The sequence below is a fragment of the Shewanella livingstonensis genome (genome assembly GCF_003855395.1).
Lineage (GTDB): Bacteria > Pseudomonadota > Gammaproteobacteria > Enterobacterales > Shewanellaceae > Shewanella > Shewanella livingstonensis.
In genome coordinates this window covers 3,487,874-3,514,357 of sequence record NZ_CP034015.1, presented here as the reverse complement: position 1 = coordinate 3,514,357, position 26,484 = coordinate 3,487,874, and the positions used below count along the sequence as shown (strand labels likewise).

Annotated in this window: 23 protein-coding genes, 7 tRNA genes and 1 pseudogene; 20 read left to right on the top strand and 11 right to left on the bottom strand. The window is 40.1% G+C overall.

Annotation, left to right across the window (positions count from 1 at the left end; genetic code table 11):
* The first annotated feature begins 6 nt into the window (after positions 1–6).
* The 4 genes from EGC82_RS15155 (at position 7) to EGC82_RS15140 (ending at position 2,800) form a co-directional block, all read left to right on the top strand.
* On the top strand, positions 7–1,161 hold the full coding sequence (locus EGC82_RS15155; protein WP_124731502.1) for an ATP-NAD kinase family protein: 1,155 nt from the start codon (positions 7–9) through the stop codon (positions 1,159–1,161).
* Positions 1,162–1,164: 3 nt separating this feature from the next.
* Positions 1,165–1,443 (top strand): YfcL family protein, encoded by a 279-nt coding sequence (locus EGC82_RS15150; protein WP_124731501.1) that lies wholly within the window; start codon positions 1,165–1,167, stop codon positions 1,441–1,443.
* 22 nt (positions 1,444–1,465) lie between these two features.
* Positions 1,466–2,005 (top strand): RNA methyltransferase, encoded by a 540-nt coding sequence (locus EGC82_RS15145; RefSeq protein WP_124731500.1) that lies wholly within the window; start codon positions 1,466–1,468, stop codon positions 2,003–2,005.
* Between the two features lie 432 nt (positions 2,006–2,437).
* Complete coding sequence (locus EGC82_RS15140; RefSeq protein ID WP_124731499.1) at positions 2,438–2,800, top strand: rhodanese-like domain-containing protein; 363 nt, start codon at positions 2,438–2,440, stop codon at positions 2,798–2,800.
* A 409-nt stretch (positions 2,801–3,209) separates the two neighbouring features.
* Here the strand turns inward: EGC82_RS15140 and EGC82_RS21280 are convergent.
* The 6 genes from EGC82_RS21280 to EGC82_RS15115 form a co-directional block, all read right to left on the bottom strand.
* Positions 3,210–3,304: transfer RNA gene (locus EGC82_RS21280), tRNA-OTHER, on the bottom strand.
* Between the two features lie 43 nt (positions 3,305–3,347).
* Positions 3,348–3,423: transfer RNA gene (locus EGC82_RS15135), tRNA-Met, on the bottom strand.
* 181 nt (positions 3,424–3,604) lie between these two features.
* A tRNA-Met gene (locus tag EGC82_RS15130) sits at positions 3,605–3,680 on the bottom strand.
* A 45-nt stretch (positions 3,681–3,725) separates the two neighbouring features.
* A tRNA-Met gene (locus EGC82_RS15125) sits at positions 3,726–3,801 on the bottom strand.
* A gap of 45 nt (positions 3,802–3,846) precedes the next feature.
* Positions 3,847–3,922: transfer RNA gene (locus tag EGC82_RS15120), tRNA-Met, on the bottom strand.
* Between the two features lie 45 nt (positions 3,923–3,967).
* A tRNA-Met gene (locus tag EGC82_RS15115) sits at positions 3,968–4,043 on the bottom strand.
* Between the two features lie 292 nt (positions 4,044–4,335).
* Between EGC82_RS15115 and rlmKL the strand changes: the two genes are divergently transcribed.
* From rlmKL to rmf, 5 genes are all read left to right on the top strand, one after another.
* Positions 4,336–6,474: a bifunctional 23S rRNA (guanine(2069)-N(7))-methyltransferase RlmK/23S rRNA (guanine(2445)-N(2))-methyltransferase RlmL gene (gene rlmKL / locus EGC82_RS15110; protein WP_124731498.1), complete on the top strand. Its 2,139-nt coding sequence runs from the start codon at positions 4,336–4,338 to the stop codon at positions 6,472–6,474.
* Positions 6,461–6,697, top strand: a complete 237-nt coding sequence (locus tag EGC82_RS15105) for a glutaredoxin family protein (protein WP_124731497.1) — start codon at positions 6,461–6,463, stop codon at positions 6,695–6,697. The genes rlmKL and EGC82_RS15105 overlap by 14 nt, the downstream gene beginning before the upstream one ends.
* Position 6,698: 1 nt before the next feature.
* A complete protein-coding gene (locus tag EGC82_RS15100; RefSeq protein ID WP_124731496.1) occupies positions 6,699–8,615 on the top strand; it encodes an ABC transporter ATP-binding protein in 1,917 nt (638 codons plus the stop codon).
* A gap of 25 nt (positions 8,616–8,640) precedes the next feature.
* Positions 8,641–10,527: a DUF3466 family protein gene (locus tag EGC82_RS15095; protein ID WP_124731495.1), complete on the top strand. Its 1,887-nt coding sequence runs from the start codon at positions 8,641–8,643 to the stop codon at positions 10,525–10,527.
* 231 nt (positions 10,528–10,758) lie between these two features.
* On the top strand, positions 10,759–10,935 hold the full coding sequence (rmf, locus tag EGC82_RS15090) for a ribosome modulation factor (RefSeq protein ID WP_011638106.1): 177 nt from the start codon (positions 10,759–10,761) through the stop codon (positions 10,933–10,935).
* 95 nt (positions 10,936–11,030) lie between these two features.
* On the opposite strand, the gene fabA is transcribed toward rmf, so the two are convergent.
* Together fabA and EGC82_RS15080 are read right to left on the bottom strand one after the other, a co-directional pair.
* Positions 11,031–11,546 carry a bifunctional 3-hydroxydecanoyl-ACP dehydratase/trans-2-decenoyl-ACP isomerase gene (fabA, locus tag EGC82_RS15085; RefSeq protein WP_124731494.1) on the bottom strand — a complete coding sequence of 172 codons (516 nt, stop codon included), beginning with the start codon at positions 11,544–11,546 and terminating at the stop codon, positions 11,031–11,033.
* A gap of 75 nt (positions 11,547–11,621) precedes the next feature.
* A complete protein-coding gene (locus tag EGC82_RS15080; RefSeq protein WP_124731493.1) occupies positions 11,622–13,361 on the bottom strand; it encodes an AAA family ATPase in 1,740 nt (579 codons plus the stop codon).
* Between the two features lie 275 nt (positions 13,362–13,636).
* On the opposite strand from EGC82_RS15080, the gene EGC82_RS15075 reads away from it, so the two are divergent.
* The 4 genes and pseudogenes from EGC82_RS15075 to EGC82_RS15060 form a co-directional block, all read left to right on the top strand.
* Positions 13,637–13,726: transfer RNA gene (locus tag EGC82_RS15075), tRNA-Ser, on the top strand.
* Positions 13,727–13,824: 98 nt separating this feature from the next.
* Entirely contained in the window at positions 13,825–15,225 is a 1,401-nt protein-coding gene (locus EGC82_RS15070) for a site-specific integrase (RefSeq protein WP_124731492.1), read from the top strand.
* Positions 15,226–16,117: 892 nt separating this feature from the next.
* Positions 16,118–16,540 (top strand): hypothetical protein, encoded by a 423-nt coding sequence (locus EGC82_RS15065; protein WP_124731491.1) that lies wholly within the window; start codon positions 16,118–16,120, stop codon positions 16,538–16,540.
* Positions 16,541–17,009: 469 nt separating this feature from the next.
* Positions 17,010–17,342 (top strand): annotated as a pseudogene (locus EGC82_RS15060) (transposase); the annotation flags it as partial.
* A gap of 69 nt (positions 17,343–17,411) precedes the next feature.
* Here the strand turns inward: EGC82_RS15060 and EGC82_RS15055 are convergent.
* Entirely contained in the window at positions 17,412–18,317 is a 906-nt protein-coding gene (locus EGC82_RS15055; protein WP_124731490.1) for a LysR substrate-binding domain-containing protein, read from the bottom strand.
* A gap of 105 nt (positions 18,318–18,422) precedes the next feature.
* Between EGC82_RS15055 and EGC82_RS15050 the strand changes: the two genes are divergently transcribed.
* The 3 genes from EGC82_RS15050 (at position 18,423) to EGC82_RS15040 (ending at position 21,136) form a co-directional block, all read left to right on the top strand.
* Positions 18,423–18,878 carry a CidA/LrgA family protein gene (locus EGC82_RS15050; protein WP_124731489.1) on the top strand — a complete coding sequence of 152 codons (456 nt, stop codon included), beginning with the start codon at positions 18,423–18,425 and terminating at the stop codon, positions 18,876–18,878.
* A gap of 16 nt (positions 18,879–18,894) precedes the next feature.
* Positions 18,895–19,581, top strand: a complete 687-nt coding sequence (locus tag EGC82_RS15045; RefSeq protein WP_124731488.1) for an LrgB family protein — start codon at positions 18,895–18,897, stop codon at positions 19,579–19,581.
* Positions 19,582–20,428: 847 nt separating this feature from the next.
* A complete protein-coding gene (locus EGC82_RS15040; RefSeq protein WP_124731487.1) occupies positions 20,429–21,136 on the top strand; it encodes a hypothetical protein in 708 nt (235 codons plus the stop codon).
* A gap of 154 nt (positions 21,137–21,290) precedes the next feature.
* Here EGC82_RS15040 and EGC82_RS15035 read toward each other — a convergent pair whose 3' ends face one another.
* Both EGC82_RS15035 and EGC82_RS15030 read right to left on the bottom strand, forming a co-directional pair.
* Positions 21,291–21,677: a DUF3301 domain-containing protein gene (locus EGC82_RS15035; protein WP_124731486.1), complete on the bottom strand. Its 387-nt coding sequence runs from the start codon at positions 21,675–21,677 to the stop codon at positions 21,291–21,293.
* The gene (locus EGC82_RS15030) at positions 21,674–22,687 is read right to left on the bottom strand and encodes a DUF3549 family protein (protein WP_124731485.1); all 1,014 of its coding nucleotides are present in this window, start codon (positions 22,685–22,687) and stop codon (positions 21,674–21,676) included. The genes EGC82_RS15035 and EGC82_RS15030 overlap by 4 nt, the downstream gene beginning before the upstream one ends.
* Before the next feature lie 48 nt (positions 22,688–22,735).
* Between EGC82_RS15030 and EGC82_RS15025 the strand changes: the two genes are divergently transcribed.
* The 4 genes from EGC82_RS15025 (at position 22,736) to EGC82_RS15010 (ending at position 26,372) form a co-directional block, all read left to right on the top strand.
* Entirely contained in the window at positions 22,736–23,107 is a 372-nt protein-coding gene (locus EGC82_RS15025) for a YqcC family protein (protein WP_124731484.1), read from the top strand.
* A gap of 160 nt (positions 23,108–23,267) precedes the next feature.
* Positions 23,268–24,149: a tRNA pseudouridine(65) synthase TruC gene (truC, locus tag EGC82_RS15020; protein WP_124731483.1), complete on the top strand. Its 882-nt coding sequence runs from the start codon at positions 23,268–23,270 to the stop codon at positions 24,147–24,149.
* A gap of 328 nt (positions 24,150–24,477) precedes the next feature.
* Positions 24,478–24,942: a flavodoxin gene (locus EGC82_RS15015; protein WP_124731482.1), complete on the top strand. Its 465-nt coding sequence runs from the start codon at positions 24,478–24,480 to the stop codon at positions 24,940–24,942.
* Positions 24,894–26,372 (top strand): PTS transporter subunit EIIC, encoded by a 1,479-nt coding sequence (locus tag EGC82_RS15010; RefSeq protein WP_124731481.1) that lies wholly within the window; start codon positions 24,894–24,896, stop codon positions 26,370–26,372. Before EGC82_RS15015 ends, EGC82_RS15010 begins: the two co-directional genes overlap by 49 nt.
* Positions 26,373–26,484 lie beyond the last annotated feature (112 nt).

Genomic DNA, 26,484 nt, shown 5'->3' with positions numbered 1-26,484 from the left:
GTCGGTGTGAAACGTTTTCGCTTAGGGGTTATCATTAATCCATTGGCTGGCCTTGGTGGGAGTGTCGGTTTAAAAGGCTCTGATGGCGTTGCCGAACAAGCTATTGCAAAAGGTGCTACTCCCAGAGCACAACAACGTATGCAACAAGCTCTGGATGTTATTTTACCGTTTGCGCATCAAATTGATATTATTACCGCATCTGGTGATATGGGGGGGAAGTTATGTCGTCAAATGGGTTTTACTACTCAAGATGTGTATATCTCCGCCGTATCCTCGGGTGCTAACAGCACATCTGCGCTAGATACGCAGCAAGCAGTGAAATGCTTGTTCGGTCATCATTTAGATTTACTTTTATTTGCTGGTGGTGATGGTACTGCTCGCGATATTTACGCTGTGGTTGATGACTCATTCCCTGTATTAGGTGTCCCTGCTGGAGTGAAAATTCATTCTGGGGTATACGGTATTACCCCGCATGCTTCTGGGGTGGTAGTCAGTATGCTGTTACAAGGTGAGTTAGTCAGTTTGATGTCAGCTGATGTAATGGATATTGACGAAGTTGCATTTAGGCTGGGAATTGTAAAAGCGAAACAATTTGGTGAAATGACGGTTCCTGCGGCGCCTCGTTATATACAAGCGGTTAAAATGGGCGGCAAAGAAGTTGATGAGTTAGTGTTGGCCGACATTGCCGCTGATGTGATTGAATCAATGGAAGATGAACTTTATATCATGGGTTCTGGGAGTACCGTAGCGGCAGTAATGGAAGACTTAGATTTAGATAATACTTTGCTTGGTATTGATGTTATTCAACATAAAAGTGTTATTGCTAAGGACGTTACAGCGCAACAATTACTTGCATTAACCGCCGATAAAACTAAATTTTCTAGCGTAAAATTGGTGATTACCTTAATTGGTGGGCAAGGACATATTTTAGGTCGCGGCAATCAGCAGTTATCACCTGAGCTCATCCGGCAAATAGAAAAAGATAATATTTTAATCCTAGCGACAAAAACTAAGTTAAAAGCACTTGAAGGCAGACCACTTATTGTGGATAGTGGCGACCCTGAATTAGATAAAGCACTTACTGGCTATTATAAAATAGTCACGGGTTACCATGATTATGTGATGTATCAAGTAGCCAACCCAGATTTAGTGGAGAATTAGAACATGTTAGAAAAGTATGATGCAGCATTAGAATCTTGGATTGAAGACAGTGTTAGCCACAGCGACGATGACGCGTTGTTTGCATGTGGTTATTTACAAGGCCATGTCGCCGTTGTATTAGCAGAGTTAGAAATAGAAGCCGAACAAGATTTACCTGCGCTAGATCTAAAATTGGTTAAATGCCTGGCGTTGGCAAACGAAGAATTAGGCGAGCATGATTTTTCATTAGTAGAGGCTGCATGGCAGCAGTTACGTCAACGTATTGTCGCTCAAGCGGCATAATTAGGATAGATAAGCTGCTTTTATGGTAAATCCTTTTTTGCAAGTCACTATTGGTTTAGTCAACCCTAAGACTCCGGTTAATGTTGGCGGCATTATGCGTGCTGCAGGTTGCTATAGTGTTGATAATGTTTGCTATACCGGAAAACGCTACGAGCTAGCGGCAAAATCTGGTGATGCCCAATATGATGTTGATACAAAAGATGCAGCCAAACGCATTCCCTTGGTGGGCGTAGAGTCATTGCTTGATAGCGTGCCCGATGGCGCGACGATAGTGTGTGTTGATCTTGTTGTTGGTGCAACACCGTTGCCTTTATTTATTCATCCAGATAATGCGTTTTATATCTTTGGCCCCGAAGATGGCACTATTCCACAACAACTAATCGATGCTGCTGATAATGTTGTGTATGTACCGACGGTAGGGTGTATGAATTTAGCTGCATCAGTGAATGTTTTGCTCTATGACCGTTTAGCTAAAACGACCCAAATTAGAGCTGATGATGAATTGATTAAGCAAAGCCGAGACAATAATAATCGCACCAGAGTGAAACACTGGTTGAAGTAACTTTGATACAAGAACCGTATTGCACTTTAGATAATGCCGAATGAGAAATTATTCGGCATTTTTATTGATGCGTTGTAACACAAGACCGTCGACAACAATGACTGTAAATAGAGCAAGCCAGTGCTGCATAATCGCATGGTTAATATAATGCTACTGCATCATGTATTTCCAGAGCATAACATTTCAAAAAAACTCGGTTTCTTGATTGTTGTTTAATGTCAGATTTCAAGTCAGTAATATAAATAGTGGATCAAAGCTTGATGAAACGACTTGTGTGGTAGACATTAGAGATAGGAAAGGCAATCGCCATTCATAATGATGTTTGCCATTAGGGCTAACTTACTACTATTTAGCTTGATGACTTGGTAATGAATGCTTCTGAATCAAGCTTTGTTAGGCAAACACGTTAACAATCAATATTAGGATTCATAGATGTCGATATTAATCAAAATGTGTCAGTGGTTACCGTTTGGTAAGGTACCTGAAATGCATGCCCAAGGCGTGTACAAAAGACTCCAGAAATATGATATTCAGATAATTGATGTGCGCTCAAAAATGGAATGGAACAAGTCGCATATTGAAGGCTCGATAAATCTGCCTATCACGTCGCTTTCAATTGATGCGATAAAGCAGCTTGAATTATCACAAGACCTAACAACTGTCGTGATATGTCTATCTGCCCATCGAAGTATCCCAGGGGTTAGAAAGCTTAAACAGTTTGGATTTACAGATGTATATCAACTTGAAGGCGGAATGCTCAGTTGGTGGAAGTTATCGCTACCAACATCCAAATAACGCACTAGAAATAGACTCAACTGATGACGTTAATATTTTTTGTTCAGGGGTATAAATGTCGTCTGGGCTCATAACCGTTTTTATTTTTTGAGTCCGGCAAGTGACACTAATCATTTCATACTCTCTGGACGAGCTATACAAATTAATTAAGATGTGATATTGAGGTTAAAATATAAAAATAGGGGCACGATAAAAATATAGTTTTAGGTGCAGATAATTAAAGCAGGGGAATTACTAGGAAAGATATAATAATAGAAAATGGTTGCGGGAGTAGGACTTGATAAAAATCTACGACCTTCGACTCTTTGTTTATAAAAAGCTGAGCATTACGCTAGGAGCCAATTGTACAATGGGGTTTTAAGGATTTAAAAAAGGAATTAATTCAAATGAGAGAATTACTAATAGAAAATGGTTGCGGGAGTAGGACTTGATAAAAACTACGACCTTCGACTCTTTATTTATAAAAAGCTGAGTCCGACAAGTTACCAATTGCTCTATCCTGCGTCCGAATACACTATCAATGTTTTAATTCTATTGATTAAAGAAATGGTTGCGGGAGTAGGACTTGAACCTACGACCTTCGGGTTATGAGCCCGACGAGCTACCAACTGCTCCATCCCGCGTCCGAATACACTATCAATGTTTTAATTCTATTGATTAAAGAAATGGTTGCGGGAGTAGGACTTGATAAAAACTACGACCTTCGACTCTTTATTTATAAAAAGCTGAGTCCGACAAATTACCAATTACACTATCCTGCGTCCGAATATACTATCAATCTTTTAATTCTATTGATTAAAGAAATGGTTGCGGGAGTAGGACTTGAACCTACGACCTTCGGGTTATGAGCCCGACGAGCTACCAACTGCTCCATCCCGCGTCCGATAAAACGCTATCAATGTTTTAATTCTATTGATTAAAGAAATGGTTGCGGGAGTAGGACTTGAACCTACGACCTTCGGGTTATGAGCCCGACGAGCTACCAACTGCTCCATCCCGCGTCCGATAAAACGCTATCAATGTTTTAATTCTATTGATTAAAGAAATGGTTGCGGGAGTAGGACTTGAACCTACGACCTTCGGGTTATGAGCCCGACGAGCTACCAACTGCTCCATCCCGCGTCCGATAAAACGCTATCAATGTTTTTATTCTATTGATTAAAGAAATGGTTGCGGGAGTAGGACTTGAACCTACGACCTTCGGGTTATGAGCCCGACGAGCTACCAACTGCTCCATCCCGCGTCCGAAACGCTGCTTTAAATCATCATATTAAACTGGCTAGTTAGCGTGTTTAACGGTCTGCTTCAAAGCGGGGCGAACTATAGCGATCCCCGTTTATATTTGCAAGTAAAATCTAGAGCCAATCATTTGTTTGCTGGTAAAATAAGCGAGTCACTGCTTTATCGTACAATATTGGGTAATTAACCTTAAAATAGGGGAATTTAACAGCCCATTTCGATAAGTCGTTGGGGTTATGTGTTTGAGCAGGTATAATGCTGCACTGAATTTTGCGTAACCGATGACTGACTAATACATGTTTAATTTTTTTGCTGCAGCCCCAAAGGGGTTCGAATATAGCCTTGCATCTGAACTTAAAGAGTTTGGTGCAACCGACGTTAAAGAAAGTGTTGCTGGAGTGTATTTTACTGCCTCCCTAGAGCTGGCTTATAGAATTACGTTATGGACTCGATTAGCGAGCCGTATTGTATTAGTTATCTATAAAGGAGCTTGTGATTCAGCCGAGCAGCTCTACAACGCAGCATACTGTATTGATTGGCCATCGCATTTTTCCTATAAAAAAACCTTTAGTATTGATTTTCATGGTACGGGTGGTTTTATTAATAACACTCAATTTGGTGCACTGAAAATTAAAGATGCCGTTGTTGATCGCTTTCGTGACGATGGTACACCTCGTCCAGATGTGGAACGCGTTAATCCAGATTTTAAAATTGATGCCCATTATCGAAATGGTCAGCTGACTATTTCGATGAACTTCTCTGGCGCTTCATTACATCAGCGTGGCTACCGTTCAACTACGGGTGAAGCCCCATTAAAAGAAAACCTTGCGGCTAATATGTTGGTACGCAGTGGTTGGCAAGCTAATCCTATCACTGTGCTTGACCCATTTTGCGGTAGTGGCACGGTACTAATAGAAGCGGCATTAATGGCTGCTGATATTGCGCCAGGACTAAAACGCGAAAAATTTGGTTTCGAAAATTGGCAGAGCCACAATAAAGCAATGTGGAAGGTTATATTTGACGAAGCTCAAGCGCGTGCAACCTTGGGTAAAAGCCGTTGTAAACTCAAGTTCTACGGTTCAGATATAGAGCCTCACCTTATCTCTATTGCTAAACGCAATGCTGAGAATGCCGGAGTGGCTGAATTAATTGAATTTAGCGTATCTGATGCACTCGATGTAACACCTCCTGTAAGTGAAGGTTTTTTGATCTCTAACCCACCTTATGGTGAGCGTTTAGGCAATGTCACTGAGCTTTTACAACTTTATTATCAACTCGGCGATAAGTTTAAAAAAGAGTTTGGTGGCTGGAAAATAGCCATGTTATGCAGTGATGTTGAGCTCATATCTTCGCTTAAGCTTAAAGCTGATAAACAGATGAAGATGTTTAACGGTGCATTAGAATGTGCCTTTAACATTTATACCTTACACGCAAACAGTACTCGTCGAGATGTACCAGAATTGCCTGAGGGTGTTGATATCATCGACATCGCTCCAGCATTTGCTAATCGCATTAAAAAGAACGTAAAACAGTTTGAAAAATGGGCTAAAAAAGAGCGCATTGACAGCTATCGTTTATATGATGCTGACTTGCCAGAATATAACGTTGCGATTGATCGATATGTCGATTATGTGGTTATTCAAGAGTATTCAGCTCCAGCCACTATCCCTGAAGCGGTCACTAAGCGTCGTATTAGTGATGTGCTATTAGCATTGCCTGGTGCTTTAGGTATTCATCCTGATCGTATTACCTTAAAAACCCGTGAACGTCAAAAAGGTGCTAATCAGTATCAAAAGATTGATGAGCGTAAAGTTGAGGTTATCACTGAAGAATATGGTGCTAAATTCAAGCTTAACTTAACGGGTTATTTAGATACCGGTTTGTTCCTCGATCATCGTGTTACGCGTAAATTAGTCGGCGATAAATCTAAGGGTAAAAATGTCCTTAACTTATTTGCTTATACAGGCTCAGCATCTGTACATGCTGCGATTGGTGGGGCAAAATCTGTCACCACAATCGACATGTCTAATACCTACATTAATTGGGCCAAAGAAAACTTTGCCTTAAATGGTTTGTCGGGCGCTAAATACGATTTTATTCAAGCAGATTGTTTGCAGTGGATAAAAGAGAATAGTCATCAGAAGTTTGACCTCATTTTTATTGATCCACCGACGTTTTCAAATTCAAAACGCATGGAAGATAGTTGGGATGTACAACGCGACCATGTGGAAATGTTAGGCGGATTAATTAAGCTTCTATCTCCAAATGGTGAGCTTGTTTTTTCAAATAACAAACGTAAATTTAAAATGGATACTGAAGCGTTGAACCAAGCCGGTATCGACGTAACCAATATTGACCATTTATGTTTACCATTGGATTATAAACGTAATCCACATATCCATAATGTGTGGTTACTGACCCATGCAACAAAGTAATGTAGTCGCTTATGTGCTTTATCACACCGAGGGTTGTCATCTGTGTGATATTGCCAAAGCACTGGTTGAACAAACCGCAATAGATTATCGGCATATTGACATTTGTGATAACGCATCACTTGTTGATCGCTATAGCATGAGTATTCCTGTATTTGTACAGGGCGAACGTGAATTATTCTGGCCTTTCGATGCCGCACAATTACAAGATTTTTTAGGAGTTTAGATTGAGTCTGGTACGTATTAATAATGGCTCGTTAGCCTACGGTTACATTCCTTTGCTGCTAAATGCAGACTTTACCATTGAACCGGGTGAGCGCGTGTGTATCGTTGGTCGCAACGGTGCCGGTAAATCAAGTTTAATGAAAGTATTATCAGGTGATGTACTACTTGATGATGGTGAGTTTAATATTGCAAATGACGTTAATGTGAGTCGCTTGCAACAAGATCCACCTAAAGCTGAAACAGGAACTGTTTACGCCTATATTGCAGCAGGCCTTAAAGAAATTGGCGAAGCCTTAGAAAAATATCATCAACTATCTCACGATGTTGCTGATGCTAATCCTGAGCAGATGGAACGCATGCTTAATCAAATGCAACGTCTGCAAGAAGTGTTAGATCACAATGATGGTTGGCAATTAGATTCGCGGATTATTCAAAACTGCCAGTTGTTAGGCCTAGATCCTGATCAGTCATTAAATGAATTGTCTGGTGGTTGGCAGCGTAAAGTAGCATTAGCTCGCGCACTTGTTGTGAACCCTGATTTACTGTTACTTGACGAACCAACCAACCATTTAGACATCGATACTATTGAGTGGCTAGAGCAATTTTTATTAAGCTTTAAAGGCGCTATCGTGTTTGTAAGCCATGACCGTGGCTTTATTCAACGAATGGCGACTCGTATCGTTGATTTAGATCGTGGTGTGGTCATTTCGTTTCCTGGCAATTATCAAGCCTATTTAGATGGTAAGCAGGAATGGTTACGCGTTGAAGCAGAGAAAAATGCGCACTTTGATAAAAAACTTGCCGACGAAGAAACCTGGATCCGTCAAGGTGTTAAGGCTCGTCGTACTCGAAATGAAGGCCGTGTTCGAGCATTAAAAGCATTACGTACCGAACGTAGCGAGCGCTTAAATCGCCAAGGTAATGCTAAAATGTCAGTATCTGATACTGAACGTTCTGGTAAGTTAGTATTTGATATTAAAGATGTTAATTATAATCTACCTGATAAAAACTTAGTTAAAAACTTCAGTACCACGGTAATGCGTGGTGACCGTATAGCGTTGATCGGTCCAAACGGTTGTGGTAAATCAACTTTAATTAAGTTATTGATTGAAAAGTTACAACCTCAATCTGGCGAAATTAAAGTGGGTACTAAGTTAGATATCGCTTATTTTGACCAGTATCGTGAAGCACTTGACCCTGAGAAAACAGTTGAAGAAAACGTGGGTGAGGGTAAGAGTACTGTGACCATTAATGGTCAAGATCGTCATATTCTCAGTTATCTTCAAGACTTTTTATTCTCACCAATGCGTGCTCGTACGCCGGTAAAAGCACTTTCTGGTGGCGAAAAGAATCGTTTGCTACTGGCTAGATTATTATTACGCCCTGCGAATTTAATTATTCTTGATGAACCAACAAACGATCTTGATATTGAGACGTTAGAGTTGTTAGAGTCACTACTTGCTGATTTTGAAGGCACATTATTGATAGTGAGTCACGATAGAGCATTTATTGACAATACCGTTACCAGCAGTTGGTGGTTTGCAGGAAATGGTCAGTGGGCCGAGTATGTTGGTGGTTACCAAGATGCTGTTGCTCAAGGAGCAAAGTTTTATTCTGAGGAACCAGTTGCTGATAGTGTTGTCCAATCTCCAGCAGTGGTTGAAACCAAACCTGTAAGTGCACCTGATAAAACAGTTAAAAAGCTGTCTTATAAATTGCAAAAAGAATTAGAAACGCTTCCGAGTCAAATGGAACAACTCGAACAAGACATTGCCCAATTACAGAAAACTGCCGGTGATGCTGATTTTTATAGTCAACCACAGGACTCGGTTAATAAAACGCTGCAGTTGTTGACAGAAAAAGAGCTCAGTTTAGAAGTTTGCTTCGAGCGATGGGAAGAGCTTGAGTCACTGAAGTAAAGCATAATAAAACAGGAATAGTTGCATGAAGTTAAAGTTTGATAAAGCCTTATCCCTCGTAGCGATAGGTGTATTAAGTGTCATTGGATCAGCCCAAGCGGCGCCAGTATACGAAATTGTTAATATCGAAAATTTCGATTTAAATGGCACCATTGACGGTACACGTAATGGTTATGCCATGGCGGTGAACAGTGAAGATGAAGTCGTCGGCATTTCAAAAGGTAAAAAGAAACTTAGTGCTGAAGACATTGAAGGCGGGATCATTGATGTTGAAGATGGTATTTCTGATGCTGAAACAATTTCCTATTCAGTATTAACACCAATTGAAGCAAATAACTTCACCATAACAACCAGTGCAAATGCTGCTGAAGGTGCTTGGAAGCCTACATTTTTTAGTTTAGCGGGTACCACTAATCCTACTGATGTAGACAGTGACGGTGAGGTAGTTGTTAATTCAATTGATACCTTCTTTTACGGTCTAAACACTAATGGTACTAAAGTAGGTTCTTATACTGGTGAACAAAAGACTTTGGCCTATGAAGGCACCAGCACCACACAAGAGCTTTGGTATTATCGTGACTTTGAGCTACGTGCCATTGCGGTAAAAGATGATGTTGAATATTCATTATTACCTCCTTATACCACTTATGAACGTCTACAGGACGGTGATACTAGTGCTGCAACTGTTGAGCTAGGCGGTTCATCTGTTGCATCAAAAGTAAATGATAACAACCTTGTAGTGGGTTATGGTAGTACTGCATTAGCTTCATCTAGTGAAGTCCGTGTAGATAGTTGTATTACGACTGCAGAAGATACCGATGCAGATAACCCTACGCCGCTGGCTATTTGTGTGCAAAACTCACAGTATCCAGACGCGAATAGCCGTCGTTATATTCTTTACCAAACACGCGCATTAGTATGGGATTTAAATAATCTAGATGCTGATGGTACACCTGAGCGTACTGAATTACCGTTAGGGCTAACTCCCGCTACGAATTCAACACTAATTTATACCGCCCAAGGATTAGGTGTTAACAGCAATAGTGATGTTGCTGGTCGCTCGCATGTATATCGTAATGGCAATACCGATAAATTATATTTTGATGCAGCTTACTGGAAAAAGGATGCCAGTGGAGAGTATCAATATAATTGGGTTAGTATGGATAACCAAGTCACCAACTCTATTGCGTATGATATTAACGACGATGGTATTTTAGTGGGCAGTTACCGTAAATATATTGGTGGTTATTTACGTGATAAATTCTTTACCTTAGACACTAATAATCCAGATCAAGGTATCGTAACACCTAACGACTTCCAGTCTTCATTGTCGGATTTAAGCAGCAAGCCTAAAGATATTAACAATAAAGGACAAGTTGTTGGTTATATTGAATCAACTTACGATAAAGAAAAACCTCGCCCAAAAGTGGGGTTCTTATTTGATAATACCACCAGTGAATTTGTTAATTTAAACGATCGCCTTACATGCGGGTCTAAAGGTTACCAAAAAAATACCGATGGTGATTGGGTTCGTCATCAAGTGAGTATCCAAGATGGTACCGGTGAAATCCTAACTTATAATACTGATATTCAAATCGTTGAAGCTAATGGTATTAATGAAGACGGTACTATCGTAGGCACAGCATATATTCGTAAGCCACAATATCAAACCGATGCATCGGGTAATGTGCTAGTGGGTGAAAATAACCTGCCACTATTCGAACTAAACGGTAATGGTGATCCTGTGACTGCATATTTACCGCGTATGGTTATTTTAAAGCAAACACCAGGTGAAGCATGTACTACTACTGATTCTGTTGATGAAGGCTCTTATGTGCGTAAAGGGGCAGCCAGTTTTGCTTGGTTATTTACTTTGCCATTATTATGGTTACGTCGCCGAGTAAAAAAATAGTCTTACTATAATCTAAGCGAATAGGCTCTTGAAACGAGAGTAGTCTAAAAGCACAAAAAATCGAGGATAAGTTCCTCGATTTTTTTTAACTTAATTCTCAATGCCTTAATAAAAGATCATTAAAATAGTGTTTTTTTTAATTGATTTTGGTCAAAAAACGATCTATTTCTATATTCAAGGCTTCAACTTCATCATGTCAAACAGAAGCCTATAATAGAAGAGGACTCATGCATGAAAAGACAGAAAAGAGATCGTTTAGACAGAGCATTTTCAAAAGGATTTCAAGCCGGAGTAGGAGGGCGTTCTAAGGAGGTTTGTCCCCATTCGAATCTGGATTCACGGTCTCAATGGTTAGGCGGGTGGCGTGAAGGTATTGATGGCCGTCTTAATGGCTTATTTAATAAGTGACGCTTAACGACGAGCAGCACTTAATAAAATGCCCTCGCGATAGTATCGCAGGGCATTAGTGTATATTTAAGCTATTTGGACATAAAGTCGTGCGATTAAAACGTCGATGTGTCGCTGAAAATACCTACTTTTAAATCAGTGGCTGAATATATTTGACGGCCATCAACTTCCATCGTGGCATCCGCAATACCCATTACCAGTTTACGGTGGATCTTACGTTTAATATTAAGCTTGTAAGTGACTTTTTTTGCATCAGGCAATACTTGGCCTGTAAACTTCACTTCACCGACGCCTAATGCGCGACCTTTGCCTTCAGCGCCTTCCCAACCCAGGAAAAACCCGACAAGCTGCCACATAGCATCCAATCCTAAACAGCCAGGCATTACAGGGTCGGTGATAAAATGGCAATCAAAAAACCAGAGATCAGGTGTGATATCGAGTTCGGCAATAATTTCACCTTTACCGTATAAACCGCCATCTTCATTAATGGTAACGATGCGATCAATCATCAACATATTGTCGACAGGTAAACGCGGTCTATTTGGGCCTAAAAGGTTGCCATGACCACATGCCACAAGTTGCTCTTTGGTGAAACTATTAGCTTTTTCCATTTAAATCGATACCACTTAATTGACTGATAATACAAACAAGATAGCGAACACGTGTAAGCTAAACAACTCCGATCACTAAATAATTCGTAATCTAGCTAACAATTTAGCAAAAAAGTTTAGTTCTACGTCGTCATCATCTTGCCCGGCTAATTTATCTAAACGTTGTTGTACTAATCCGTAAAGCGTATCTGGTGCAAAATCATTATCTTCATTGGCAACGCCAGCTGGCATTTGCATCAATAACTCAACGGCTTGATCTATGTGTTCAATAGCATGGATATGAAACAATCCGTTATCAATAGCCTCAATAACACTAGGTTCTAGGTTAAGTTGCAATACATTGGCTTTTGGCATAATAACACCTTGCTCGCCAGTTAAACCGCGGCGTTGACATAAATTAAAGAAGCCTTCAATTTTTTCATTCACACCACCAATGGCTTGCACGTTGCCAAACTGATCTAATGCACCCGTAACCGCTAAGCTCTGGATGATAGGTTGCTCTGCTATTGCAGACATTAAGCAACAATACTCTGCAAGTGAAGCACTATCGCCATCAATTTCTTGATAAGACTGCTCAAACACAATATTAGCATTAAGATGAAGAGGCGCATCACGACCAAAAATACGATACAAACACGCCGATAGAATCATCATGCCTTTAGCATGAATATTGCCACCCAGTTCTGATTTACGTTCAATATCTGCCACTTCACCATCGCCATAATGTACTGAGGAGGTAATACGCGCTGGCTCACCATAAGTATAATCGCCAGTATCAATAACAGTTAGGGCATTAATCTGTCCCACCATCGCGCCTTTAGTGGGCAGATTGATGAAATTATCATCAAAACTTTGAGCTGAATAGACTTCAGAGCTATTGTGGCGAAATTTTAATTTTTCCAGTGCTTTAGCTATCGCAGCTGCATTTAGAGTCGATTGACCTGAATAAGCTTTTGCTTGACCTAATAGTTGTCTAAATTCCAACATACTTAAGCTTAAGCGCTGCTGATGTTCAACCAAACGAGAGCTGTACCAGAATAACGGTAATAAACTTGACTGTTCTAACTCAACTGATTCACCGTGAGCAAGTACGTTCAGCCACTGCACATAGGCAGATTCAGGATGCTGAGTTAAATCAACTTCATTACTCATTTCAGCCAGTAGTGGAAAATGGCGACTAAAGTGCCTGTCTTCAACTCGAAGTTGGCTATATGACAAACCTGAACCTACAAGCACAATCTTACAATTCAGTGGGATCGGGCTTAACTCATTATTGATACGATAAAAACCATCATGGAGTATTTGCATCAACAAATCCCACAAATTCTCACGCTGCCATAATGAGGCTAAGCAAATAAACACAAAATGATTGCTCGCCAATGCTCCTGGTTTATATACACTGGATTTATCTGTTTTAAGCATTCTGCCGAGCAAATCAGCACGGCGAATAGTCCCCTGTAAATAGCACGACAGTGATTCTTGTTTTGCAATAATACCGACATGCTCAGGTGGAAGTGCTTGCTGCCACTTAAACTGAATCTCGCCATCCTGTTGCAGTTTTTTAGTTGCAACCAGGTATTGGTTTGATGGTGTATTAGCCTGGGTTACCAATGCATCTATAAATAGTGGTCTATCTACGCCCAAAAAATCTGCAAGGAATAAATGTTGCGAATTAATTTTACTCATTAACTTAAAGGTATCAACCGCTCGCTCTTGGCCCAGTAATATATGACTTGGGAAAAAAGCTGAAGTTGACGGTTCAGGTAAATGATATTGAGGAGCGAGTTTGGCACTAGGCAATAGCGTTGAATTCATATAGTGTTAATTTAGCTGCGACAACGAAAAATAATGAAATGATATTAGCATAAAGTGCCGTAAAAGCCTTAGCAGATTCCACCCTTAGCGCTCATCTGATGGTTATTGAAGTAATTCAAGTCTAGATAAACTCATTCTATAAACCCTTTGAGCATTAAAAAATGCTTTAATGCTGATAAATATATGTACATGCTGATTAAATGCTATGCATTTAGATGTTTTTTTACATTTATGGTTTACAACCAAACGCGTTACTTATATTATTCAGCCCGTTCGGAGGGATGGCAGAGTGGTCGAATGCACCGGTCTTGAAAACCGGCAACGGTTTATCCCGTTCTAGGGTTCAAATCCCTATCCCTCCGCCACATTCTAAAGCAAAAAAGCCATTGATAATCAATGGCTTTTTTGCTTTCTAGCATTTGAAAAATCATATTCTCAGACCCAAAACGGATGACTGAGACATATGTACCTATTCAGAGCCACAAATTGCACCTATTACACCCGCATGGTGTTGCCTGCTTATCTACGTGATAAAGGCTTCGCTGCCGACATCAAAGTATCCTTACTCACTAAACAGCGCTCAATCGCGATAGGTCGTAACCTTGTGGTTGCGGGTATCTTACGACCATTAATCATTAGCTTAACGCCACAATCACAGCCTGATGCGTTTAAAGCACATGTTAATCAATTGATTAATGATGCCCGTGCAGGCTTTGTTGGGGCAACAGATACGCTTGATGATAACGCCAAGCCTGTGCGGGAAATCATCCAGTTTATGCCCACTCGGCCAACGCAATTAGCCCATAATAGTGCGACATATGACAATTACCCCTCATCAACAAACTTGGCTTTTTCAAATTGTTCGGATAGTAAAAAGCAAACAAATTCAGTAGATAACGTCACATTAACGGATGCACTAATTAAATTTATTGTGTCTAAACAAAAGCAGTCTGTCTCAGTCTTAACGGTAAAGCAGCTAAATCAACGTATAGGCCACTTTATTGAGCGAACCCACTTAGATGATGTATTTGACATCACCAGCGCTGAGGCGATGGAATACAAGGATTGCTTGCTAGAAGAAGGTCGAAGCCATAAGAGTAATAAAGACTACCTAGCGGCGGTGTCGCAGTTCTTTAAATGGTGCAAATTGATGCGCTACACCAACGCTAACCCGTTTGATGAAGTGAAACTGTCCAAGCCAAGTAATCAAGCTGGGCATGATTTAGCGCGTCAGCGTTGGCAACCAGAGCAACTAAAACACGTACTGCAATCACAAGGCTTTATCGATAAACAAGCCGACTTTAAATGGATAACGCTATTGATGCTGTATCACGGTTTACGGCCTTCAGAGGCTTGCCAGCTACATAGCAATGATATAAGCGTAATTGATGGCATCAACGTCATTCACGTCACCAATGAAGGCATGAGCCAACAACTCAAGACCGCACAGTCAAAGCGAACTGTTCCGCTACATCAAAAATTGATTGAACTCGGTTTTATCGATTTTGTTCAAACCATGACTGACCGAACATCAAAAAACAGTCAGTTAACAAGCAACCCGTTATTTCATTATCAACCCAGTAGTGATGGTGTTTGGTCACATAAGTTTTGTCGAGAGTTTGGCAAATTACTCGACCAACTACACTTTATTGCAGGTAAACGACCTACAGCCTATTCATTCCGTCACACCTTTATTGATGAGCTTAAACAACTGCAAATCGAAGAATCGATGGTGGCACAAATCGTCGGCCACGTTTATCACAACATCACCTATGGACGATACGGCAAGCAATATGATGTAAAAACACTCAAGCCAGTGGTGGATAAAGTCGAGTACGCGCTGAATTTGTTACAACCCATATAAAGCGTTTGATTGAAAAGGGGTCAAGGGGAACACTTGCCGATGCGGTATTAGGCACGACATACCGCTTAGTCGGTCACTAGCGGTATCTTTTTATACTTTTGGTGCTAATTTTCGCCCGTAGGATTGAGGAAACTGATTTGTATGAGCGTTTTTTTGACTTAATGGGTCACCGTAGGATGGAGCAAATGACAACAGTCAGTCAATCCTGAGTGACTTTATACGCCAAATTTGCTCTCACAGAACCAATAACCAGCCTGAGAAATGATGAAACGTACCCGCGACATCATTTCTCAGACGAACTTATCAAATCTTACGGGCGTAAATCGATAATAAATCTTGCTGAGAAATCGAATTTTCACTTTTCCCGCGTTAATTTCACGCTCATTTCACGTAACTGTTCACTTAAAGAATGCAATTTAAACCGTTTCACACTCAGTGAGTGCGAAGCCAAAGCAGCCCACTAAATAAGTGGGGCTAGTACGTAACCCGGTACGCTTGTATCCCACTTTTTGTTCCAAAAAGGTCGGATACAAGCTCGGGCAAGGGGAAACCCCTTAACCCCAAAGCCGCATGCTACGCATGTGAAAATCAAAAGCGTAAAAGACAAAATCAGCATTGACACTTTTATATGGTACGTACTGATTTTATGTACAGTTATAATGGTGTTTCATCGATTTAAGCTAAAAATCGATTAAAAATCGTTCTTTAGTTGAATCACTTTAAAAATAAAAAGTAGTAACTTAATGATTTTGTTGATTTTGTCTGTTAGGCACAATTATTTGCTTTACTGCAATAAGATAGCAAATGTAGGATGATATTAATCAATAACTTAAACGGCCGACATTAAATTTATTTGGCCGTTCAATAAGCGTTAACTGAAAAGGAGTACATCATGGAGTATAAGAATACTCAATTAGGTATCGCGATGCTTTCAATTCTGGGGGTTGTATTCCTAATTTTGGTTTTTGCATCCATAACTAAGCCCAATGAACCAATCGAGTTTGCTTATGTCATTGTAGTTTTAGTGGCAATCCTATTTTCCTCACTAACAATTAAGTTAAAAGAAGGGAAAATTAGTTGGTTTTTTGGCCCTGGATTTTGGAATAAGTCACTTGAGCTTTCGCAAATAGAATCAGCTAGAGTCGTAAGAACTAAATGGTATTGCGGTTTAGGTATCCGTTTAATATCAACAGGCTGGCTATATAATGTATCAGGCTTAACAGCTGTTGAATTAAAACTGAAAAATGGCACAACAGTTAGTTTGGGAACTAATGATCCAGATAATTTAATTAAAGCGATTGAGCAAAACAGCTAACAAGTTGCATCAAAAAGCACGTATGCTCTCTAGTCGATTTTACTGTTTTATACTGCAACGAAAGTGCCTATCTAATATGCGCCTTTATGCATGACGTTTATCATTGACAATCTATTCGATAAATATTTAAATGTCATATATCGACTACGAATGTTCACTATTTGAGATGTGACTTTTCGATTAGTAATTGATTATAATGAATTTTAGTTTTATTTTGTGGCTGATTGCTTTGGTTCCTTCTCATAAAAAATAACCTATCCATCCGCCACATTAAATACGAGAAAAGCCGTTGATTATCAACGGCTTTTTTTGTTTTTGGCGTTTGAGGGGCTCTCTATAAGGATTGACTCAGACAATGTATCCGCTTTTTACATGAGCTGAGCATCCAACAACGTATACTTCACGCATATCTGTTTAGCCAAATATTTACGCGACAAGGGCTTTCCCTTTGACGTAAAAGTCTCCTTACGATCGTTTCAGCGATATCTGGGATGGCCAATACCCTCAAATCAGCAAGTCATGGCATAATCATTGGCATAACTTAAATACGTTTTTTAACTACCCTCAGGATATTCGTAAGGCTATCTACACAACCAATGCCATTGAGTCATTAAACAGTGTGATTAGACGAGCGTTGAAAAAGCGTAAGGTATTCCCAAATGATGACTCGGCTAAAAAAATGGTTTACCTTGCTATAAAAGAAGCCAGTAAAAAATGGACCATGCCTATTCGAAACTGGCGTACTGCGATGAATCGATTTATTATTGAATTCGAAGACAGAATTGTGAAGCATATTAACTAAATTGCAGTTACACAGAATCTGTTACACCCTCAAACAATCTCCGCTTAATTGACACTGTGTGGGTTATCTCTATTTCAAATTAGCGTCTAATTGACTCAAATGTTGCTTAATCAGCGTTATCATTGCTTGAGCTGCAAACGATAAATGTTTCTGTTTACGCCAGAACAATGATAGCTCCCAGCGTAAGTCTTCACTTGCTAAAGGAATATTAACAACAGCATCGACCCGGTATCGTTCGGCAATAATTTTAGGCAGTATCATTACCCCAGTGCCTGCAGCGACCAGGGCGATACCAAAATCAGCATGACTGACTCGAGTGATATTTGTCGGTTTACATCCTGCTTTCGCGCAAGCCTCGAGTACTAGCTCATATAGAGCATATTCGGGTTCAAACATTACTTGGGCTAAACTATCGAGCTCACTCAACTGGAGGATGTTTTTGCTGGCTAACACATGGGCAGATGGTAATACGACTACCATTGAATCATTACGAACCCGAATACCATCAAACTCATCATCGAAATCTATAATGCCTGTCGCAAGTTCTATCTCATCTTTATGTAAGGCTACTGTTTGTTCGATCCCACCACGAACCAGTAATTGCAGTTCAACGTTAGGGTGTAATTGCCTAAATTTTGCAATCACTGGGGCAAATAACTCTGCGCTGCCTAAAGGGGCTAAGCCTAATTTAAGAGAACCGCCGCTTAAATTACGTAAACTATTCAACTCGGTTATCATCAATTGACGGCCGGCTAATAACGCTGACGCATGGCGATATACTACTTGACCAGCTTCAGTTAAGCGGATTTGAGAGCCACGTTTTCCGCGCTCTAGCAACACCATATCTAGCTCTTCTTCTAACAAGCGTATCGCCTTTGACAGTGCTGGTTGAGTAACAAATGCCGAGTGGCATGCTTTAGCAAAACCACCGGCGTTAACAACCTCAATGAAATAGTGTAGTGCTTTAAGATCCATATTTATAACCAAAAGTGATGCAATCAATCATTAATATTCATTTTTTTTATCAATTAAGCAAGCGTAAACTGTCCATATTAACTAAAAACCACAGTGTGAAATCCAATGTTATCTTCATTCAATACCCATAGCGCCTTTATAAAATGCAAAACAACCTTAGTTATCCAAGTCAGTGGTCTGTGCTTATTTGCTTGGTTATGCCAGTGGGCCGCTCATTCTGTTCATTCAATCATTCCTGGCAGCGTTATTGGATTAGGTGTTTTGTTGCTCTTATTATCTTGCCATTGGATACCAGAAAAAGTTGTCAACCAAGGTTCAGCATGGTTAATTGGTGACTTATTGTTATTTTTCATTCCGCCGGTTGTCGCTATTACCAAATATAAGTTAATTCTTGAAAGCTATGGCGCAGAGTTGATTGTGTGTATGTTGCTGGCGAGTGCGAGCGTGTTATTAGGCACAGCATTTATCGTTGATAAGTTATTTAAGTTTGAACGTAAACAGCGTTTAAACAGCATTACAGCCCAGCGCTTACAGCTTAGAACTACGCTGCTCAATATTTAATATAATAGGTGTCATCATGAATGGTTCATTATTAGGCGCTTTGTGTTTATTACTTACATTGGCAGGCTATTATTTCAGTAAAAGACTCTACTTACGCAGGCAACGTGTTTGGTTTGCTCCCATCATTATGGCGCCAACGATTATCTTGTTAACGGTCGTCATATTTCAAATTCCATTGGCCGACTATTTTCAATTTACCCATTGGCTACCAGCGTTACTTGCTCCTGCTACTATCGCATTTGCGGTGCCGATTTATCGGGAACGTGCACTGATTAAGCGTTATCCATTAACCATAAGCGTAGGGGTATTGGCGGGGTTATGTTTGGGAGTGGGATCGTCATGGTTGATCCTTCATTTCACTCATATGCCGTCAGAGCTTTCTAAAAGCTTAATTGTAAGATCGGTATCAACTCCGTTTGCCATTGAAGCCACAAGCGCATTTGGCGGCATACCGGAACTTACCGCAATGTTAGTTTTGGTCACTGGTATTATGGGCATGCTAATTTGTGATCCACTCTTTAAAGCGGCTAACATAAAAAGTAGCTTGGCGAGGGGGATTTCTTTAGGAGCATCAGCACATGGCGCCGGAGCGGCGAAAGCTAATCAAATAGGTCGAGAAGAGGGTGTTATCGCCAGTTTAACGATGATTTTTACCGGTATTGCCATGGTTATTACCGCACCTTTATTCGCATTATTATTTTAATTAGCACTAAGTGAGATAAGTGAAATAATAATATTAAGTCATGATGTGTCATTTGTTCGTTTAAGTTGTTTATTTAATGCCTATGTTAATTATGCACCTTCCTTTTTAGCTTGTTGCTTTGTGAGATATATCTCACAAAGTGTGTGAGACGAATCACCTAATTGATGGTCGATATTGCTCTTGAAAATTTATAATCATGATTTTGTTGGATATTTTGTTTAGCATGGTTTTGGCGCTATTTTAATCATTTAGAGGTACCTGTTTACGTTGAGGTAAATGATTTATTATCTATCTCGTTCTCAGGACGAGAACATTACAAGGTAGTAAAGAGGTCTTGGAAGACCATAAGTATATGGACGTTATGGATGCTATTTAGTTTCAGGATGAAACGATAACTTGCTCAATGAACGCATTAGCGGATTAAGTGGGTTTTATAACATTATCAGGATGATAATGTGCAATGGATGCAAGGTGCTACGCAAATGATTTGCGACAGGAAACGTTAAAAATTTCATGGATGATATAAGGACACGCTCAGGATGGAGCAGGCTCGGTAAAAGGATAATCGAGTAAGAAGGAAAGTACTTAATTGTACAAGGAAATTCAAGGATTGAACAAGGATAGAGCAGGAAGCAAGCGATACGCATGGATGGTGCAGGGAGCACATTTATAGCTGGAAAGCTTAACAAGAGATCAAGAGGCCGCGACAGTTACTGTCGCGGCCTTTCTTTTGCTTTTTTTTCACCATCATCGGAACTAATCGTTATTATGTTGTCAAATTGTTATATTTAACATTGTAAAATGGTCCAACAGCAATGAGTTGGAGTTGTGTTATCAAGGAGAAAACATGAGCCGGTTTAAATTAGTTGTGGCGATAAGCCTATTTGCGGTGTGTTATCACGTTAACGCTGAGGTAACCCCAGAAGAGCAACATTGGGTTGAGCAGGCATTAAGCGAGATTAACGCTAATACCGACGATGAAAATGTGCTTTGGCAGTATTCACAACAGACGAAGAAGCTTGATCTCGTTCGGATAGAAAAATTTGATGCTTCTCAGCCTAAAATGCAGCGCTGGAACTTAGTGTCTGAAAATGGTCAAACACCAGATAAAGAACGCTTAGAAGAATATCAACAACACCAACAAGAGCTCAAACAAGGTAAAGATGAAAATAGTCATGAATTAGTCTTTTCTGAATTAATTGACTTAACTACATTAGTCTTTGTGGGTGAGGACGATACCAGTGTCGTGTTTAAATTTAGCCCTAATATTGATGAACTTGATAATAAAGTTCTCGCCGGCTTGCTGTATTTAGATAAAGTGTCTAAGCAGTTAAGAAAAATTTCGATCAATAATACTGATGATTTAACCCCTGCATTTTCAGTGACACTGACTAAGTTTGAATTGGAATTTGGCTTTGATGTTTTTGATGGCTTAGTCATGCCAGCACATATCTCAACTACGATTAGTGGTACGGCGGTAATTTTTAAATCACTTGATAGCATTCAAACCGTGACTTATAGCGATTATAAAATGATCGAGAAACCAAAAGCATAAACTCTTGGATATTATAGGTAATAGCTTTAATTGTTATAGAGGCTTCAATTAGTATCGCGATTTTTTTGCTAAAGTGATTATGTTTGGTATAAATAAAAAAACGCTATTTTGATAAACATAGCGTTTTTTATTAATGGTATATCACTCAATTAACTTAGTGACATTTGCCTGAATCGCAACTTTTGTGACTGCCACAGCCACCAAATTTACCGCTGGCTGTGGGAGCATCCATCCAATCTGGTTCTGGAAAAATAGGCCATTCAATCTTTGTCACGCGATTCCCGTGCATCATGATGTGTCCACGGTATTGGTTTAAGCCATCGGTACTAAATTCGAACATGAAGGTTGCTTTCCAGCAGATGCCTGTACTGCCGCCAATACTTGGGCGGGCAGACTCCATTGCAATGGCTAACAGTTGTACGTTCTGTTTTTTACACGATTGCTCTACGATAGTACGGCTAAGCTCGGCCATTTGCCTCAACTGCCAAAAAAATGCGCCGACAACAATTAACGCAACAAATAATAAAAAATCACTCATCATAGGCTGGTTGCCTTAAATAATCCGCCGATAGCGGTCGCTAGTTGAATGCTTCTGTCTGGATGCCTTAAGTCAGCTAATAATCCCGGACGTAAGCTAGGTATTGCCACGATATCAGCAAATACTTGATTAAAGAAGTGTTGCGGCTGTTTTGCTAGCGCTTCTAAATAGTGTTTTCGAGTGGCATCATCTTTTAAGGCTAACCAGTTACGTGCCGCAATAGTAATCAAGGTGTTGTTATCTACACTTTGTTGGTCATATAACAGATTAATTGCCATCCTGCAGTAGTCAACATCAGATGCTAATGCGGCTAAATACATCACTTTTATATGTTGTTCAGCTTGTTGTAATTGGTTGAATAAATGCTCAGCAAGGCGCTTATCAATATTAATGTGTTCTAGGCATTGGCAAAGTGCCGCTTGCACTTCAATAGGAGCATGTTCAAGTGCATTAATAATGTCATTTAGATGACCAAATTGATGTGCACGGATGCAAATGTCAGCTAAACCTTGGATACCCAGTTGTGGCCATGTGTCTTGTGCTGCCTGGCCAGACAAATACTGGGCGGCAAATTCATATTGGCTAGAGGCCGGTTGGCCAAGTTGGAGCCTAACTAAGGCATTAAATAATGCCAGTTTGTGCTGATTAGGTTTGAAGCTAAAAGGATGATTGGCTAATTGCTCTTGCTGTTCATCGGTTAATGCTTGAGTTGGATTACGACCCAGAGCTTCTAAAATCATCTTAATAAATTGAGTTCGCGGTGCCGGTGATAAAAGGCCTTGCTCATCTAAAGGTAATTTTACAAACCAAATATACGGTAATTGTTCTTGTTGCCAAAAGACGATAGCAAATTGTGCATGGCCTTGAATCGGATAAGGATATGGCGCCCGTAAAGAGTCAATTTGCTGAAATGCTAACATATCGATATGTTGCACTCGGCGACCTAAATCGTATATTTGGAATTGAGTATTTGCGGTCGTCAGAAACTGGCTTAGAGTGGTTATCTCGGTCATGGTGTTGTCACTAAATCAAATAAGTTGGATGGGTATTCAATGCGCTAAATGATATCATATTCCGACTTAGCCTTGATATTGTCGTTCACTTTTATGCTTTATTTAACTAGCCAAAATTATTTAATTAAAATAGAACAACTACTTAAGGGGTTTCAGCTTTGGTCTGATGTCCCACCTCCAGTATCTGACATGACCAGTACTGCACCATTTTGCTGTGATGTCATGGCATTTGAGCAATGGTTGCAATTTATTTTTATTCCCAAAATGACCGAGCTTGTTGCGCAACAACAACCTTTACCAACCAATATGGCGTTAGCCCCTATGGCTGAGCATGTGTGGCAAAGTGTTCCCTACGGTGGCGTTATGATTGCCCAGTTGCAACAATTTGATATATTACTAAGTCAGCCGTTTAGCGAATAACACACCACATTTATCCAATATGTACTAAGTCAAATACACTAAGATAAACACACAAAATCAATGCAATTTAAGCCAATACAAACTAAGCCAATACAGGCTTAGCCAATACAGGCTTAGCCAATACAGGCTTAGCCAATACAAAATAAGTAAAGTGATAAAAATGATCTCAAAAGATAACGATGTTGAATACTCATTGGATAATGATGACTTATTTGAGTCCATAAGCTCAGATGACATCAATGATTCTCATGCTGCAGACACTGATTTAGATGATGACTTACAGCCTCCTCATATCGATATATTATTTGAAGATGAGCATATTGTTGCAATACATAAGCCTGCGGGTTTATTAGTCCACCGCAGTTATCTTGCTCGAAGAGAGCGTTTTTTTGCAATGCAAATGACCCGGGATTTGGTGGGTTGCCATGTTTTTCCAGTGCATCGTCTTGATAGACCGACATCTGGCGTATTGCTGTTTGCTAAATCCAGTGAGGTGGCTCGGTTGTTATGTGAACAATTTGCCGATCACAGCATTAAAAAACACTATCTAGCGATTGTTCGTGGAAATATGCACGAGTCGGGCACGTTAGATTATGCGCTTAAACAGGAGTTTGATGATTTGGGCGATAAGCATGTTGATCCCAATAAAGCGGCACAAGAAGCTGTGACAGATTATCAACCGTTACTAAATACCGACATCCCGTTTAGTTCTGGCCGTTATCCTTCTAGCCGTTATGGATTGGTAAGACTAAGCCCTCAAACTGGTCGCAAGCATCAGTTACGTCGTCATATGGCGCACTTACGTCATCCAATAGTGGGTGACACAACCCATGGTGATGGTAAACAAAATAAGTTTTTCCGTGAACATTTCAATATTAATCGGTTGTGGTTAATCGCAAAAAGTCTGCAGTTCATGCATCCGGTAACACAACAGCCTATGCATATAGAAACTGAACTCGAGTCACAGTGGTTAGATATTTTCACTGAATTTGGTTGGGATGATGATCAATTATCATCCATGCCAAGTATGTTACTAAGCTAATTCATTCGATCAGCTAGTAAAGCTTTTAGCTTTTCAAATTCAGGGATATGGGGTAACGGCTCTTGTTGCTGTTGCTCTATATGAAAGTAATAGTTGCGACGTATGTGGGCGAATTTGTGCTGTAGTTTTAGTCTTCGCTTTCTGCTTACTTGTCGCATCGTCTTGGTTCCATTTTTACGTTATTTCATTTTTAGTCAACCGGTGTTGACCATATCTATTTTATTGAACACTATAAAAGACACTTGCGAGAGGCTAAAAGAGTACAGTAAGCTAAGTTATTAACTCTCAAAGTATTTTATATCGTATTACATTAAGGGGAAAGTATACCATGAAAATGGTCAATGTTGTTTTTGGTACCGTTTATGGTAGTGCACAATTTACTGCTGAAACAGTGACTAAGGAGATTGCAAAACTAGGTTTTACCACTAAGCTTTGGCAACCCAATGAATTATCTGGTTTTGTACCACCTCAAGATGAGCTGTTAATTGTAGTATCATCAACCACCGGCCAAGGGGATATTCCTGAAGATATTACGCCTTGGTTTAATGAACTAAAATCTAATGCACCGTATCTACCATTATTGCAATACAGCCTAATCGGTTTAGGTGACTCAAGCTATGAAACCTTTTGTGGTGCGATAAAACAATTTGATGAATTGTTAACTGAGTTAGGAGCAAAACCGCTAACCGAACGCTTAGACATTGATGCCTGTGAAACGATGGAACCTGAAATAGAAGCTAAAACATGGATAGCCAGTTGGCACAACACCGTCAGATCGGTAAACGTAGCGTAAGTTTTATTACGCAGCAATGGTTTAAATTTGCCCAGCGCCTTAGCCAAGCTCTGCTCATACCCATTGCCATTTTACCTGCGGCAGGGGTGATGCTCGGGTTAACCATTAATCCTCTGCCATTTATTCCAACAGAATTAAATACCGTTTTTTCTGCTGTCGGTAATTTAGTGTTTACCATGATGCCTCTGTTATTCAGTGTCGCGGTAGCCATTGGCTTTTGCCGTGATCAAGGCATTGCTGCATTTTCAGCAGTGTTTGGTTTTGGGGTGTTTTTGTCCACGATGGGAGCCCTGACAAATATTTATGGCCTAGTGTCCCGACCGTTATGGGGCATGCAAACTATTGATACTGGAATTGCTGGTGGAATGTTAGTTGGCGCAATTACCTGTTTAGCGGTAAATATAAGTCAACACGTTAAATTACCCGCTATTTTTTCATTTTTTGAAGGTCGTCGTAGCGCACCTATCATTGTTATTCCCTTGTCGATGGCGCTGGCTTACTTGCTCGTACATGTTTGGCCGCCTCTGTCGCATATTATCGAACATTTATCCGATTGGGCCGTTTACCAAGATCCTGCTATTGCTTTTGGGGTATATGGCACGGTTGAACGTTTATTAATTCCGCTTGGATTACATCATATTTGGAATGCACCATTTTATCTTGAAGTAGGACAATACATTAACCAAGGTAATGTAGTGCGAGGTGAGGTGGCTCGTTATTTAGCTGGCGATCCGTTGGCTGGAAATCTCGCTGGTGGTTATTTAATTAAAATGTGGGGCTTACCTGCCGCGGCATTAGCTATTTGGCGCTGTGCTGATAAATCTGAGCGTAATAGAGTCGCGGGTATTATGTTATCAGCCGCCACGGCGAGTTGGCTAACAGGGGTGACTGAACCCATTGAATTTGCATTTATGTTTGTCGCGCCTATTTTGTTTATAGTGCATGCATTACTCACCGGTATTGCTTATAGCGTGTGTATTTTACTCGACGTTCATCACAGTATTGTGTTCTCTCATGGGTTGGTGGATTTCACCTTATTATTTTCTCGCTCTGTTAATACTCATTGGATTTGGATACTCGGTCCGCTAACGGCTGTAATCTATTACGCAATATTTAGGGCCAGTATTTTAGCGTTTAACTTAAAAACCCCAGGGCGAATAGAGCCAAGTGATTTACCTGCTGAGCCCAAAGAGAGCTTAAGGGCGATGATTTCGGCATTGGGCGGGCGTGATAATATTGTGGAGATAAATGCCTGCCTAACCCGCTTACGTATTAGTGTTAACCAAGCTCACTTAATTGATAAAGCTAGGTTAATGCGTTTAGGAGCAAAAGGCGTGGTAGTTATGGGTAAAGGTGTGCAAGTTGTCTATGGCACCAAGGCTGAAACATTACGTAAATTGTTGCAAAAATATTTAGATTCTCGGCGTTAATTTTAAAGGCGGCGTTATTGTTGCTTAACATGTCGCAAATTGTTGAGCTTTTTGTATCGATAAAGGAAATTATTTCTTCTTTATGAGTATTTATCATTAAAAACCTCACCTA

Bases quoted from the DNA above. Each gene is read 5' to 3' on its own strand.
- rmf (WP_011638106.1), top strand. From the start codon at position 10,759: ATGAAAAGACAGAAAAGAGATCGTTTAGACAGAGCATTTTCAAAAGGA.
- EGC82_RS15010 (WP_124731481.1), top strand. From the start codon at position 24,894: ATGGATAGCCAGTTGGCACAACACCGTCAGATCGGTAAACGTAGCGTA.
- EGC82_RS15095 (WP_124731495.1), top strand. From the start codon at position 8,641: ATGAAGTTAAAGTTTGATAAAGCCTTATCCCTCGTAGCGATAGGTGTA.
- EGC82_RS15035 (WP_124731486.1), bottom strand. From the start codon at position 21,677: ATGATGAGTGATTTTTTATTATTTGTTGCGTTAATTGTTGTCGGCGCA.
- EGC82_RS15105 (WP_124731497.1), top strand. From the start codon at position 6,461: ATGCAACAAAGTAATGTAGTCGCTTATGTGCTTTATCACACCGAGGGT.
- EGC82_RS15050 (WP_124731489.1), top strand. From the start codon at position 18,423: ATGTTATCTTCATTCAATACCCATAGCGCCTTTATAAAATGCAAAACA.
- rlmKL (WP_124731498.1), top strand. From the start codon at position 4,336: ATGTTTAATTTTTTTGCTGCAGCCCCAAAGGGGTTCGAATATAGCCTT.
- EGC82_RS15015 (WP_124731482.1), top strand. From the start codon at position 24,478: ATGAAAATGGTCAATGTTGTTTTTGGTACCGTTTATGGTAGTGCACAA.
- EGC82_RS15080 (WP_124731493.1), bottom strand. From the start codon at position 13,361: ATGAATTCAACGCTATTGCCTAGTGCCAAACTCGCTCCTCAATATCAT.
- fabA (WP_124731494.1), bottom strand. From the start codon at position 11,546: ATGGAAAAAGCTAATAGTTTCACCAAAGAGCAACTTGTGGCATGTGGT.
- EGC82_RS15030 (WP_124731485.1), bottom strand. From the start codon at position 22,687: ATGACCGAGATAACCACTCTAAGCCAGTTTCTGACGACCGCAAATACT.
- EGC82_RS15045 (WP_124731488.1), top strand. From the start codon at position 18,895: ATGAATGGTTCATTATTAGGCGCTTTGTGTTTATTACTTACATTGGCA.
- EGC82_RS15055 (WP_124731490.1), bottom strand. From the start codon at position 18,317: ATGGATCTTAAAGCACTACACTATTTCATTGAGGTTGTTAACGCCGGT.
- EGC82_RS15145 (WP_124731500.1), top strand. From the start codon at position 1,466: ATGGTAAATCCTTTTTTGCAAGTCACTATTGGTTTAGTCAACCCTAAG.
- EGC82_RS15065 (WP_124731491.1), top strand. From the start codon at position 16,118: ATGGAGTATAAGAATACTCAATTAGGTATCGCGATGCTTTCAATTCTG.
- EGC82_RS15025 (WP_124731484.1), top strand. From the start codon at position 22,736: ATGATATCATATTCCGACTTAGCCTTGATATTGTCGTTCACTTTTATG.
- EGC82_RS15070 (WP_124731492.1), top strand. From the start codon at position 13,825: ATGTACCTATTCAGAGCCACAAATTGCACCTATTACACCCGCATGGTG.
- EGC82_RS15040 (WP_124731487.1), top strand. From the start codon at position 20,429: ATGAGCCGGTTTAAATTAGTTGTGGCGATAAGCCTATTTGCGGTGTGT.
- EGC82_RS15150 (WP_124731501.1), top strand. From the start codon at position 1,165: ATGTTAGAAAAGTATGATGCAGCATTAGAATCTTGGATTGAAGACAGT.
- truC (WP_124731483.1), top strand. From the start codon at position 23,268: ATGATCTCAAAAGATAACGATGTTGAATACTCATTGGATAATGATGAC.
- EGC82_RS15140 (WP_124731499.1), top strand. From the start codon at position 2,438: ATGTCGATATTAATCAAAATGTGTCAGTGGTTACCGTTTGGTAAGGTA.